The following is a 13,651-nucleotide window of genomic DNA, read 5'->3' on the forward strand; positions in this document are numbered from 1 at the left end:
AAAGTTGATCATAGTCGGCGCGTTATTGCATCAGCAAATAAAATCTTAAATGATCTGCAAAATGCCGAGACCGGTCAACGGGGGTTTCATCTTACCGGAAAAGAAACTTTTTTAGAACCCTATATTAATAGTCAAAAATCTTTACCTCAAGCGCTAATCTTGACAAAAGAACTTGTGACTGATAATCATGAACAAAGTCAAGTAGCGGATAGTCTATCCACTTTAGTGACATCAAGACTTGGGATTTTGACTAATCTTATTTCAATAAAACGAAAGGGAGGAGAGGTCTCTTTAGCACAATTGGAAGAGGGTAAGCAATACATGGATAGTTGCCGTGCTATTATTGCCCGGTTTATTGATTCTGAAGAGGTTCTCCTGAATAAAAGGTCTGATGAGCTCAATAAATCGTCGTTTTATACCTCTATATTTGTCGTTATTGCGGCTATTGTTTCGTTGTTGATCACCATAGTTTTTTATTTACGTATTCGAGAAGATTTTATTAAGCGCGAAGAGTTACAAAAGTCTTTGACAAATAAAGATGAAGAAATCAGCAGGAGATTAAAAGTTACGCAACGTATAGCAAATCAAATAGCTAGCGGTGATTATACGGTCAATGTGAATGATACGGAACAAGATGATTTAGGAAGTTTGGGAGGCTCTTTGAATCAAATGGCTGATGCTTTAAAACGATCATTTGATGACTTAAATAATAATGAATGGAGACAAACAGGTCTGGCTCAGCTAAATGAAACTCTTGTTGGAAATAAAACAGAACAAATCTTAATATCCGATGCTTTAAACCAGCTAATTAGCTATGGAAATTGTACCAATGGTGCTTTTTACCTTTGGGATCAAGATCGTATTGTGCTTAAAAATGCATATGGTTTAGAAGACCGTATGGTAAAGTCCCTATCGCCAGGAGAAGGTATGATTGGTCAGGTTTTTAAGGAAGGAAAAGTTAAACGATTTGAAAATCTATCGAACAGTGATTATGTCGTGAGTTTTGCCAGCGGTCAATTTCGTATCGATAATGTGCTTTTATTGCCTGTTTTTGCGGATTATCATTGTATAGGTGTTATTGAATTGGGATCGATCAATGCTGTAGAAAATGTAAAACTACCTTATTTTATTGAAGCAACCCGAAATATAGGGATTGCGATAGCTGCAGCGAAAAGCCGTGATCAGGTACAGCAACTTCTGGAAGAAACGCAAACGCAAACGGAAGAACTGCAGGCACAACATGCTGAATTGGAAAATTTAAACACGGAGCTCGAGGCGCAGACTCAAAAATTACAATCATCTGAAGAAGAATTGAGAGTCCAGCAGGAAGAACTTGTACAGTCCAATCACGAATTGGAGGAACGTTCCAAATCTCTTGAAGAAAAAAACCATCTTATCGCCGAGCGTAATCTAGAGATACAGCGGAAAGCTGAAGAGCTAGCGCTGAGCACAAAATATAAATCGGAATTTTTGGCGAATATGTCACATGAACTTAGAACTCCGCTTAATTCTATCCTTCTCTTATCACGATTGATGTCTGAGGATACGGACGGTAATTTGAATGAAGATCAAATTGAATCAGCAAAAGTTATTCAGAGTTCAGGAACAAGTTTATTAAGTTTAATAGATGAAATCTTAGATCTTTCTAAGATCGAATCAGGTAAAATGGAACTTGACTATCAAGATGTGAAATTACAAGATATAACGCATGATCTGCAGAATCTGTTTTTACCATTAATCAAGGAAAAATCCCTTTCTTTTGATATATCTATTGATTCAAATATTTCTGATACGATAGAGACCGATCGTTTAAGACTGGATCAGGTTTTAAGAAATCTGTTATCAAATGCTGTTAAATTTACGTCGGAGGGTAAGATAAGTTTATCAATTTCTGAAGATATAGACCATCCTGAGAATTTGATTTTTGAGGTTAAGGATACTGGAATTGGTATCGCTGATGACAAGCAGAAAATTATCTTTGAAGCCTTTCAACAAGCTGATGGTTCAACACGGAGAAAATTTGGCGGTACTGGATTGGGACTTTCTATCAGCAGGGAAATAGCGCGCCTCCTTGGTGGTAAGATTTTATTGACTAGTAAAGAAGGAGAGGGTAGTGTCTTCAAACTATTTATTCCGAAAAGCAAAACTTCTGACGTAATAAAACCATCGTCTGAGCGATTGATCGATATCATTGCTTCTGATATAGATGAAATGAAGAGTATCGTTGGTGAAGCAGTTTCTCCTAATATAGTTTATACTATTCCTGAAGAAGTCGAAGATGATCGCGATCATATTGTAAAAGGAGATAAAGTTATTCTTATTGTGGAGGATGATACTGCATTTGCGAAGGCTTTGCTCAAATATACACGTAAACAGAATTATAAAGGGGTAGTTGTGGTAAGAGGAGATATTGCTGCAGAATTTGCTGCTCGCTATTTGCCCTTAGCTATTTTGTTGGATATTCAGTTGCCTATAAAAGATGGCTGGCAGGTTATGGATGAAATAAAAAGCAATCCACTTACTAGACACATACCTGTTCATATCATGTCTTCACTTCAGGTCAAAAAAGAAAGTCTACTCAAAGGTGCTATAGATTTTATTAATAAACCTGTTGCCGTTGAGCAGATCGGGATCATGTTTAAAAAAATAGAGGATGCGCTAACGCGTTACCCAAGAAAGGTTCTGATTGTTGAAGAGAATCCTAAACATGCTTCAGCACTTTCTTATTTTTTGAGCAATTTTAATATTACTGCCGAAATTAAGACAAATGTTGATGAAAGTGTTCAAGCATTAAGTTCGGATGGCGCCAATTGTGTGATTTTGGATATGGGGGTGCCTGATAAGATTGGTTATGAAACTTTAGAAGCAATCAAAAATAATAAGGGTTTGGAAAATCTTCCTATTATTATTTTTACAGGAAAAATCTGTCACATGCAGAGGAGGTCAAAATTAAACAATACGCAGATTCTATTGTTATTAAAACGGCCCATTCTTACCAGCGAATTTTAGATGAGGTAGGACTTTTTCTTCACTTAGTTGAAGAAATTCTGCTGACGCACAGAAAAGAAAAGTGAATAAGCTAGGTTCTCTGAGTGAAGTGTTAACAGGAAAGAAGGTTTTGATCGCAGATGATGATGTAAGGAACATATTTTCATTGTCAAAAGCATTAGAAAAGTACCAGATGAATGTTATATCAGCTACAAATGGGAAGGAAGCTTTGGTACAGCTAGAAAATAATCCGGATGTATCGATCGTTCTGATGGACATGATGATGCCAGAAATGGATGGTTATGAAACGATCAGGCTAATGCGAAAAAATCCGAAATATTCAAAATTACCAATCATGGCTGTTACTGCAAAAGCAATGACTGGTGATCGGGAAAAGTGTATTGTAGCAGGTGCTTCTGATTATATATCTAAGCCGGTTGATACTGACCAACTGTTATCTTTACTCCGCGTATGGTTATATGATAATTAAGAGCATAAAAATAGGTGATGAAGAAAGCTAAGTTAGTATTGATTATTGATGATGATAATCGCAATATCTTCGCATTGCGATTGGCTTTAAAGTCGCGAGGATATCAGTCACTTTCCTGTAATAGTGCCCAAGAAGGCTTTGAATTATTGGCTAATAATAGCGATATTGAGATTGTTTTAATGGATATGATGATGCCCGATATGGATGGTTATGAAGCTATTCAGGTGATTGGGGCATCTGAAACTTATGGTCATGTTCCCGTGATTGCAGTAACAGCTCAAGCTATGCAGGGAGATCGTGAGAAGTGTTTGGATGCTGGTGCTCGTGCTTATGTGCCAAAACCAATAGATTTAGATCTATTAATAGGTATAATTGAACAGAATAGTTAGATGTGGGAACCGAGTATTATAAAAAATGAGGATATCGAGTTGCTTTTGACAGATGTGGCAGAACGGTATGGTTATGATTTTACACAATATAGTAAAGCGTCATTGAAAAGGCGATTGAATCGACTATGTCTGATCGATAAATTTACAAGCTTTGCAGAACTGCGATATCGGGTGATAAGCGATCCGGAATATCTGCAACGTTTTGTTGAGGAAATTACCGTCAACGTCACCGAAATGTTTCGTGATCCAAATTTTTATAAGGCTTTACGCGAGGATGTTTTTCCACGGTTAGGTACTTATCCCTTTATAAGGATCTGGATAGCGGGCTGTTCTACTGGAGAGGAGGCCTATTCGATTGCAATTTTGCTTAAGGAGGCCAATTTATATCATAAATCATTGATTTATGCCACTGATATAAATCCTGGAGTCTTAGAGCGGGCAAGTAGTGGAATGTTTCCCATCAGTCAAATGCAACAGTATTCAGAGAATTATATTCAGTCTGGAGGGATAGAGGATTTTTCTAAATATTATACCGCTAATTACGATTCTGTAAAGTTTAACGGTGATTTAAAAGATAAAATGATCTTTTCAACACACAATTTAGTATCGGATACCTCTTTCAATGCATTTCAGCTAATCCTTTGCCGGAATGTGCTGATTTATTTTGACAAGGATTTACAGAACAGTGTTTTTGATTTATTTGATGAAAGCTTAGATACGTTAGGATATCTGGCATTGGGGTCTAAGGAAACTATTCGTTTTTCTAATTTGGAGAAAAAATATAAACAAATTAACGATGAACGAATCTGGAGGAAAACACGTTCATCATAATTCTCGTTTTAAATGGGTGATTCAATATTCGTAATCGGAGGTTCAGCAGGAAGTATCAAAGTATTACTAGAGGTATTGCCTCAACTTGATATGGGTTTATCATTTCCTATTGTTATCATTTTGCACCGTAAATCTTACCCTGGATCTGTACTCAATAAATTATTAGCTAATAGCAGTAAATTGCCGGTTATGGAGGTGGAGGATAAGATGACTATTTTTCCCGGGAGTATTTATATCGTTCCACCTGACTATCATATGCTGTTTGAAAATCAAACTCAGGTATCCTTAGACTTTTCAGAAAAATTAAATTTTTCACGTCCTTCTATCGATATTACATTTCGATCAGCTGCAGAAACCTTTAAGGAAAATGCGGTTGCAGTGCTATTATCGGGAGCAAATGCTGATGGTGTAAATGGATTGAAAGAAATTAAAAAATATGGAGGAACTATCTTAGTGCAGGATCCAGAGACAGCAGAAATAGATTATATGCCTAAGCAAGCCCTATTGTCTATGGCGGTAGATCTGGTATTAAAACCATCCGAAATTGCGTCTTATATCAATCAATTGCGTATTTAACGCAACTAGCCTTGCGTTAGTTTTTTATTATATTAGCACCTTATTAACGTTTTCCTATACTTTGATTTACGATGAAAGATAAGACTATATTGCTCTTTGATGATGATGTGAACATCTTGGAAGTTTGCACCATTATTTTAGAAAATTATGGATATCAGGTGGCTACATCTGAGACATCACATGATATTATTGAAAAAGTAACGGCTGTTAAACCTGATGTTATTTTAATGGATAACTGGATTCCTGAGATTGGTGGTATCAAAGCTACTCAACTTGTTAAACAGCATCCAGATTTCAATCATATTCCTGTTATATACGTATCTGCGAATAATGATATTCAGCTATTAGCAGAAGAAGCGGGTGCTGACAGTTATCTCGAGAAACCGTTTAATTTGGATGATCTTGAAAATGCCGTTAAATCTATGTTGAACTTAGCGAAATCAGATTTAAATGTTTAAATGAATGGCTTATTCAATATGAACTAAAAAAGGATCCTACTTGTTCAGGATCCTTTTTTAGTTCAACTCTATATTTTTTAAAACATTTATTTATTGTTCATTAATTTTTATCTCCTGCGAGTTGTAAAGGGTTCTAATGTAGGTGTTTACCTATGATTGCGGAACAAGAAACTCAAGGACATTTTCTCTTACTTCCAATATTGCAACATTCTTGAGCGGCAGTACCAGTTCGTCATCTATATGCATGTAGGTACTCTCACAATCAATGGTAAGCTGTTTAGCTTCAAATTTTTTATAGTCAAATGTAACTTCTTCTCCGTTTAATCTTTTCTTAATAAAAGCAGCGAAATCTGATCTTTGTGCCTCATCTACATATACGACATTGAAAAGACCATCATCTGTCACCGCTTCTGGTGATAATATTAGATTAGGACCCACGGATTGAATGTTCATAATTTCAAGTAACAAGCATTTGCCTTCGTAGATTTTATCATCGGCTTTTATCCAAAATTTTTCAGCTTTAGCAGTCGTAATAATTTCATGAAGGACTTCTAAAGCTAATTTTAGTTCATCTTTTGCGGTGTCAACTTTACTTTTATCAACGGATTCCATTTTCTGGATTAGGTGTGGAAAAACACCATATCCAGCGCCCTCTAAGAAGAAATCTGTCGTATCAGCATTTTTAATCACCCCTACATCAAAACGCTGTCGCTTACTGTTTTTCCAGTTTTTGATATGATCTAGATTTTTTTGGTACTGTCAATCCCCAATGCTATGGACAGATTATTAGCAGTCCCCATCGGTAATATGGTGATAGGGATTTTCTTTTCAAGTGAATTTCTTTTCACCAATTCCTTAACGACTCCTCTTACGGTTCCATCGCCACCGGCTATTACAGCAAAATCTGCTTGATCAATTTGATGAATCCATTGATCTCCATTTTTTACCGAAAAGTATACACAAGCATAACCTTCCTGTTCAATTAATGTTATTAAATCAGATTTTAAATGATCCTCATCGCCTGCGCCCGGATTGTGTAATAAGATTGCTTGTTCCATAGATTTAATTTATATAACAACATTTAGCTTATCCATTTGTTGTTATTTATATAAAATATTTATTTGCAGAAACGATAGAAACTATGAGAATTTTAATAACAAATGACGACGGTATTTATAGTCCAGGTATTGCATCTCTAGCAAAAGTGGCTCGGAAATTTGGACAGGTAAAATTAGTGGCACCAGATGTTGAGCAGTCTTCGATGGGACATGCAGTCACACATTCTAGACCATTGAGTTATAAAAAATCTCCGATTGTATTTGAAGATGTGGAGGCTTATCGCGTAAACGGAACTCCAGCAGATTGCGTTGCCATGGGCATACATTTATGGAATGATGTTGATGTGGTTTTATCAGGGATTAATATGGGACCTAATCTAGGTAATTCGATGTGGCATTCGGGAACTTTGGCGGCCGCCAAACAGGCCGTCTTGTTTGGTATTAAGGGGATCGCACTGAGTACACCTGTGGGAAAAACAGAACCTGACTTTGAAGCGCTAGAACCCTTTGTAGAGAAAACATTGGCGCTTCTGTTGGCGGATAAGGAATTGGCTCTTTATAACGTTAATTTTCCTGAAAAGCCAACAGAAATCATCTGGACGAGACAGTCTGTGCGATTATATGATGGTACAATTATACCCGGAACGGACCCATTGGGACGAAAGCACTATTGGTTTACGGTATCTCCACTAGAGCCAGCTGATGAAGGTACAGACAGATGGCTGTGGAGCATGATATGGTGTCTATTACGCCATTGAGATTGGATTTGACGGATGAAGCAACGCTTTTGAAAAGGCTTGGAGAAAAATAGGTAATATTATTATCAATCGCGCTATTTATTTAAATGCTGATGTACATTAAATATATAAATGAAAATGAGAAATTTAAATATTGCTTTAATACTGATTATGAATGCCGTTTTCTTTTCGTCTTGTGGCGAGAATATGAAAAATAATTCCGATCTAAATAATACGCTAGATACAGTTCATCAGCAATTAAAAGGGCTTCCTCTTGATAATCTGCATCGCAGTAGAGTGGGGGACTCAACTGTTGATGTTAAGGATGGTAAATCAGGTCTTCCTCTCAATAATCTTGATCGGGAGAATCCTACAGATACCGTAGGTCATTAATAGACTTAAAGAAGCTTTGTTCGTTTTATCTAATGCAACGCTTAATCTGCTTCATCTCTGAGGGTGCGAATCTGATCGTGTGCCTTTTTTTGCTTTTCTGCATGATTTCGAATCATAGTGACGATAGCTATAGGAAGATCTGGGGCTTCTTTTAAAGCCTTTTCATACTCTTTTTTACTTGCGTCTTCACCACGTTCACATTCTTCGAGAATCTGTTTACGATCATGACCACTTAATGTTGCTTTCAGATCTAACCAGAAGCGATGCAATTTACCGGAGATGCGCGGGGGAATTGTTGGAGCTTCGCCATCGACAATGGTAAATGGAGCAAGCTCGGAGTTGAACAGGATGGTTTCTTGGATATAATCTTCGAATAGTGAGCGTAAGTCATTATCACGATTTGTTTTTAGGTTTTCTAATGCTAAGGTATAGCCTTCGATTCTGTCGTTGTTAATCTGAATCAAATCTATTAAAATTCCTGCGGTTACAGTATCTGTATACATAATTTACTTTTTAGAAATACAACTATTAGAGGAACAAACTGATCCCTTAAAAAGTTTTCCGTTGAGTTTAATGCTCTTATTTGCTGATATTTTTCTAAAACAAAAATAAAAGATACAGAGCATTTGTCAAGATGCGTTAAGCCGGGGGATTACTGATAAAGTAACTATAAATCTTTGACGAAAAGGGTCTAATGAAAATTAGACCCTTTATCTATACGTTCAGCTGTACCGTATTTTTTGTTTCCTCATTAACGATACAGCATATTATGTGAAATAAATCAGTTTTAATAGTTTAATGATAAACCGAATCCCCAGCCCATATCACTATCGTAATGCGTACGTATACCCATATTTTTATTGATTACATATGTCAGGTCACCCATATATTCTAGATCTGTGTTGACCATAAAACCACCTCTTAATCTGGGTGAAATAGGAATGTCTTCGCGCATTAATTGTAAGCGTACTATTCCGTCATGATATACTTCAGCTTGAAAATTTACGAGCATAGGGAGCGTATACATAAATCCGGCACTGACAGCCCTTCTGACATCTTTCTTATTAACCTGTCCAAAGATGTTTTTTTCATGCTCGTCTTCACCCATTCTTCTATATCTCCAATCAAAACCTACAAATGGCATAAACCATTGCATTTTTCCGATGTATCGGCCTAAATGGGTCTCTACTTCATATCCATGCATATCATTATAGCCCAATCGCCATTCTGTTCCTAATGACCATCTGGCATTTTGTATCATTGCACCACCGTCATTACCGTTAGTCGCGAAATCATTTTGCACCATGAAGTGGGCCATATTACTTTCTTTCTGTAACGCTTTATAGGCCTTTTCTTTGTCTGGGAGTAACGGATTTTTATAATCGCCAACTTCAAACACTCTATTCATGCCCGCCATCATGTGGTATAAAATATGGCAATGGAAAAACCAGTCCCCCTCTTCGTTAGCTAAAAACTCAATAGTATCGACTTCCATGGGCATGACATCAATAACATTTTTCAGCGGTGCATTTTCTTTTTTACCGTTGATTACTCTAAAATCAAACCCATGCAGATGTATTGGGTGTCTCATCATGGAGTTATTGTAGAGGGTGATGCGTAATATTTCACCTTTCTTTACCGGAATTTTATCACTTTCAGCCAACACTTTATTGTCCATACTCCAGACATATCTGTTCATATTTCCGGTTAAGGTAAATTTAATATCTCTTACCGGCGCCTCTTTTGGCAGGGTGGTATTATAAGGAGATTTGAGCATTGCATAATTTAGCGTTACAATATCTGCTAAAGCATTGGCATTATACCGATCTTTATCATCGGTCATTTTATGGGAGCCATGTTGACTATGATCCTCTTTCTTTGTTTTGTCACCAGATTCTTTTTTTGTCTTATCACCAGATATTTCAGGATACATAACTACGTTCATATCCATTTGGTTCAGGCTCATCTTCATGCCCATATCATCCAGATCCCCGTTCATTTTCATCATGTCATTCATCATCTTCATGCCTTCAAAATATTTAAGGCGAGGTAATGGAGATATAAGCTGTTTTTTCCCGTTTCCTACAAAGTAACTTGTTGATTTTGTTCTATCTTCTGTAGTGGCCATGAATTCATACGAAGTGCCTTCATTAGGGATTGTGAGTACAATATCATAAGTTTCAGATACTGCAATCATTAATCGATCTACTTCTACAGGTTCTACATCGTTACCATCATTGGCTACAACGGTTATTTTACCTCCTGCATAACGAAGCCAAAAATAGGATGATGCACCACCATTTGGTATGCGAAGACGAACTTTGTCTCCTGCTTTCAAAGTCTTATTATCTATTTTTTCTAGATTGGAGAACTCGTTCCCGTTCATTAAAACCTTATCGTAGTACACATCACTTACATCCATAGCCATCATACGTTTCCATTCATTTTTGACTTTAGTTTTAAAGTGGCCTTCTTTAATAGCCTCGGCATAAGATTGGGTAGCACCTTTTTTGATGGCGGCCCAATCATTCGCATTATGCAGCATTCTATGTATGTTATCCGGATTTAGGTCTGTCCATTCACTCAATATAATTGGTATAGTAGGTAAATCGTCAATTCCTTTTCTGAAAGTTTTATCATCACTTCTTTTTTTCAAGATGAGACTGCCGTACATACCGATCTGTTCCTGTAAACCCGAATGGGAGTGATACCAATGTGTACCATGTTGGATAATAGGAAAGCGATAGGTATATGTTGTATTGGGTTTTATCGGTTCTTGGGTAAGATGGGGTACTCCATCCTCTTTATTAGGCAAAAATATGCCGTGCCAGTGTAAAGATGTATTTTCTTTTAGTTGGTTATGCACCACAATTTCGGCAGTATCACCTTCTGTAAATGTAAGAGTGGGCATAGGAATTTGTCCGTTAACCGAAATTGCCCGTTTTTCTTTCCCTGTAAAATTGACAATGGTATCTCGAACATAAAGGTCATATTTGACAACTTTTTGTGCAAACGCAGTTGTTGCACAAATGAGCATAATCAATGTCTGTAACGCTTTTATAGATACATGCTTAGCTATATACATTGTTTATTTATTTTTTAGTGGAAGTTATTCCTGATGTTTTAACCAGTGAATAAGTATTTTTGTTTTTTCTGCATTTAATAGTTACATATAGCATATAAGAATATGATATACGTTGTCTATCTTATTTTAGAACTGTATTTATTAATTCAACGTTTCCACTGTGCTACCACAAGTCAACATTTTAGAACCAAAGTATGGGTTTTTGATGTCACTATCTTTACTCAACCAATGTGCACCTTTTCCTGCGTTAAACATCGGACAGTGCTGGTAGTAAATAGGACTCTCCAATTTAGATACTTTTGCTAGATCATAAATTGTTTTGGAAACATTTGCAAATAATTCACGTTGTTTTGGAACGGATTTAGATTTGGAAATACTTTCTACATGAGCAGTTAAGTCACTGATTCCTTTCATCCATACATCATGTTCTTTAGAAGATAGTGTATTCATATCTACTGCTTTAACAGTCGAAAGTAAGACAGTTGCTTGGGTGGAGGTAGCTGTCGCGTCAGTCTTTATTAAAGCATCTTTGACCGAAAAATAGCTATCAAGAACTGCCTGCAATGGATTTTTGCTTTTTGTGGTTGCCTCATGCGTTGCATGATTGGACATCTCATTATGATCTTTCAGCTGCATGGCATCAGTTTTGGTGCCAGTCTTTAATTCTCTTGTATATTGGCAACATTCAGGAAGCTTTATATATACATCCGCAGGAGCTAGAAAATCTTCGCTGTCATAACCTGCTAAGGCAATACGCTTTAAGATTTCTTCTCTACTCGTTTTTTGAGTATCATAACTGATTATAGCTTTTTTTGTATCAACATTCCATTCTACCTGAGCGACATTTTTGCTATTTCCTGCTTTTTCAATGGTTTTTTTACACATGTCACATTCTCCATAGATATTGACGGTTTCAGTTTTTGTATTATTAATTTGGGCATATGTATTTATAGATGATAATAATACAGTGATTACTACCAATATTTTTGATATAGATTTCATGATTTTAATAATTAAAATAATATAAATTAAGGATTTTCAAAAGCTGATTATAGCTTTTGATAAGACGTACTTTGGGCATTAAGGGCCCTTTTTAACCTATTTTGGGAGGTAACCAGATGTTTGAAAATTCCGAATAATAATTATTTTGCTGAAATCCGAATTTTTGTTTGGCAACAAAAGAAAATTCTTTCAGATTTATATCAAATGGAATGGTTAAGAAAACGGAACAAGAAGAAGAGAGGCATCTACATGTTACATGATCGCACTTGCTATGGTTGCAGTCTCCGTGATCAGCTTTTTTAGAAGTATTATCTGAACAGGTATTATTTGTTTTTGAATGGGTAGTGTGCTGTTCGTGCGCAGTTGAAGTATGTTGCTTTTTAGTACTATCCTTTTCACAGGAATAGCCCGTACTTGGCAACAATAAAAAGCCAAGACAGATTAACAAGATAATACCAATATGAGTCTTCAAATTCTTCAATATTACAAATTTATAAATTAATTGTATTATTTAGCGATATGATGGTAATTTTTATTTTCTGTAATAGCTATGGTATCATTTTAAATGTTTACATATAATTACTGCTAGCTTCTTCAGCCATGGAAATTTTACATTGAACAATATTAAAAACAGAAAATTATAAGTTGATATTTGTATTGTTTTTTAATCTCTTAAAAACTATTAAAAAAATTGATGCCTGAAATATCTGGTTTCTAGATTTATTCTGATCTCATTATCTAACCAACCTACTTTACTAAAACAACTTTATCAGTTATGTGTTTAATCTTAAACATCTGATCTGCAATGGTTCGTGTTTTGTTTTTTTTAATAAATTAAGTTGAACAACCTAAAGATCACGTTATGCAGTTTGCTACTCTGACCAGATCCATCCTGTTAGACCTGCAGTCAAAAGGATATAATATATTAACCTCTAAGAATAGGATTGATGATGAGAACCCTACCTGGTATCCGATCAGTGTGCCCAATGTATGGGATTATCTGCTACAGCTAGATAGTAAAACAAATGTATTGAGTTTTCAGGAACCGGCTGTCCTTGTTATTGAAGATGCTTTGTTAAATGCGGAAGATGAGCAGCTTGATGGGGAGGTATTTATTGAGGATGATCATTATTTAAGACTGAACCAACGGCTTCACATCTATAATCAATATTATCAATTTGTAGCCAATCCGGAAGTTTATGATTTTTCATTCGACCCGCAAAGATTGATTATCCGTAATTATGCGCTGCATACTGGGGATCATAGTATGTATCTGGACTATCTGCAATTACATTATCCTGAACATGTTGCTGTAGGAATGAATGATTTGGAGTCTTTGACTCGATCTTTAATCTGTCTTGATGCTACTCAAGCACATAAGTGGTTTATGATGCACAATGTCGCAGTCGTAGAATCTGATATTTGGGTCTGTGATGAAGATGCTATTTTAAAAGTATTGGCTGTTCGGGGAGATGATCATACCTGGCATATTTCTGGTGATACTGACGAATTAATCTACAATCTTATTGCGCCACAAGATGTCTTGCCTATGCATGATCTGTTTTGGATTGATACAAGGGTAAGATAGGGGATATTATGCTATCAAAAAAAAGGATCGATTGTATGTCGATCCTTTTTTTTGAT

Annotated in this window: 15 protein-coding genes; 9 read left to right on the forward strand and 6 right to left on the reverse strand. The window is 36.1% G+C overall.

Annotated elements, in window-relative coordinates; translation table 11 throughout:
• The 6 genes from L950_RS09035 to L950_RS09055 all read left to right on the forward strand — a co-directional run.
• On the forward strand, positions 1–3,009 hold a 3,009-nt coding region (locus L950_RS09035), incomplete at its 5' end, for a CHASE3 domain-containing protein (RefSeq protein WP_021188093.1).
• A gap of 61 nt (positions 3,010–3,070) precedes the next feature.
• Positions 3,071–3,478 (forward strand): response regulator, encoded by a 408-nt coding sequence (locus L950_RS29755; protein WP_021188094.1) that lies wholly within the window; start codon positions 3,071–3,073, stop codon positions 3,476–3,478.
• Positions 3,479–3,495: 17 nt separating this feature from the next.
• A complete protein-coding gene (locus L950_RS09040) occupies positions 3,496–3,867 on the forward strand; it encodes a response regulator (RefSeq protein ID WP_021188095.1) in 372 nt (123 codons plus the stop codon).
• Positions 3,868–4,698: a CheR family methyltransferase gene (locus L950_RS09045; protein WP_021188096.1), complete on the forward strand. Its 831-nt coding sequence runs from the start codon at positions 3,868–3,870 to the stop codon at positions 4,696–4,698.
• A 12-nt stretch (positions 4,699–4,710) separates the two neighbouring features.
• Positions 4,711–5,274: a chemotaxis protein CheB gene (locus tag L950_RS09050; protein ID WP_021188097.1), complete on the forward strand. Its 564-nt coding sequence runs from the start codon at positions 4,711–4,713 to the stop codon at positions 5,272–5,274.
• Positions 5,275–5,345: 71 nt separating this feature from the next.
• Complete coding sequence (locus L950_RS09055; protein WP_021188098.1) at positions 5,346–5,732, forward strand: response regulator; 387 nt, start codon at positions 5,346–5,348, stop codon at positions 5,730–5,732.
• Between the two features lie 150 nt (positions 5,733–5,882).
• Here the strand turns inward: L950_RS09055 and L950_RS09060 are convergent, their stop codons facing one another.
• Both L950_RS09060 and L950_RS09065 read right to left on the reverse strand, forming a co-directional pair.
• Positions 5,883–6,422, reverse strand: coding sequence for a diacylglycerol/lipid kinase family protein (locus tag L950_RS09060; protein WP_031287049.1), 540 nt, complete (start codon positions 6,420–6,422; stop codon positions 5,883–5,885).
• 50 nt (positions 6,423–6,472) lie between these two features.
• Entirely contained in the window at positions 6,473–6,790 is a 318-nt protein-coding gene (locus tag L950_RS09065) for a diacylglycerol/lipid kinase family protein (protein WP_031287050.1), read from the reverse strand.
• 83 nt (positions 6,791–6,873) lie between these two features.
• Here L950_RS09065 and surE point away from each other — a divergent pair, with 83 nt between their 5' ends.
• Both surE and L950_RS09075 read left to right on the forward strand, forming a co-directional pair.
• Positions 6,874–7,548: a 5'/3'-nucleotidase SurE gene (surE, locus tag L950_RS09070; protein WP_316930588.1), complete on the forward strand. Its 675-nt coding sequence runs from the start codon at positions 6,874–6,876 to the stop codon at positions 7,546–7,548.
• A gap of 117 nt (positions 7,549–7,665) precedes the next feature.
• Positions 7,666–7,920, forward strand: a complete 255-nt coding sequence (locus L950_RS09075) for a hypothetical protein (protein WP_132773833.1) — start codon at positions 7,666–7,668, stop codon at positions 7,918–7,920.
• 41 nt (positions 7,921–7,961) lie between these two features.
• Here L950_RS09075 and L950_RS09080 read toward each other — a convergent pair whose 3' ends face one another.
• From L950_RS09080 to L950_RS09095, 4 genes are all read right to left on the reverse strand, one after another.
• Positions 7,962–8,423: a ferritin-like domain-containing protein gene (locus L950_RS09080; RefSeq protein WP_021188100.1), complete on the reverse strand. Its 462-nt coding sequence runs from the start codon at positions 8,421–8,423 to the stop codon at positions 7,962–7,964.
• Positions 8,424–8,707: 284 nt separating this feature from the next.
• The gene (locus tag L950_RS09085) at positions 8,708–11,005 is read right to left on the reverse strand and encodes a multicopper oxidase family protein (protein WP_031287051.1); all 2,298 of its coding nucleotides are present in this window, start codon (positions 11,003–11,005) and stop codon (positions 8,708–8,710) included.
• 141 nt (positions 11,006–11,146) lie between these two features.
• Positions 11,147–12,007: a DUF3347 domain-containing protein gene (locus tag L950_RS09090; RefSeq protein WP_021188102.1), complete on the reverse strand. Its 861-nt coding sequence runs from the start codon at positions 12,005–12,007 to the stop codon at positions 11,147–11,149.
• Positions 12,008–12,098: 91 nt separating this feature from the next.
• A complete protein-coding gene (locus tag L950_RS09095; protein ID WP_156169616.1) occupies positions 12,099–12,479 on the reverse strand; it encodes a hypothetical protein in 381 nt (126 codons plus the stop codon).
• A gap of 390 nt (positions 12,480–12,869) precedes the next feature.
• On the opposite strand from L950_RS09095, the gene L950_RS09100 reads away from it, so the two are divergent.
• Complete coding sequence (locus tag L950_RS09100; RefSeq protein WP_021188104.1) at positions 12,870–13,595, forward strand: hypothetical protein; 726 nt, start codon at positions 12,870–12,872, stop codon at positions 13,593–13,595.
• Positions 13,596–13,651: the final 56 nt, after the last annotated feature.

Origin of the sequence: Sphingobacterium sp. IITKGP-BTPF85, from assembly GCF_001006065.1 — a bacterium.
Lineage (GTDB): Bacteria > Bacteroidota > Bacteroidia > Sphingobacteriales > Sphingobacteriaceae > Sphingobacterium > Sphingobacterium anhuiense.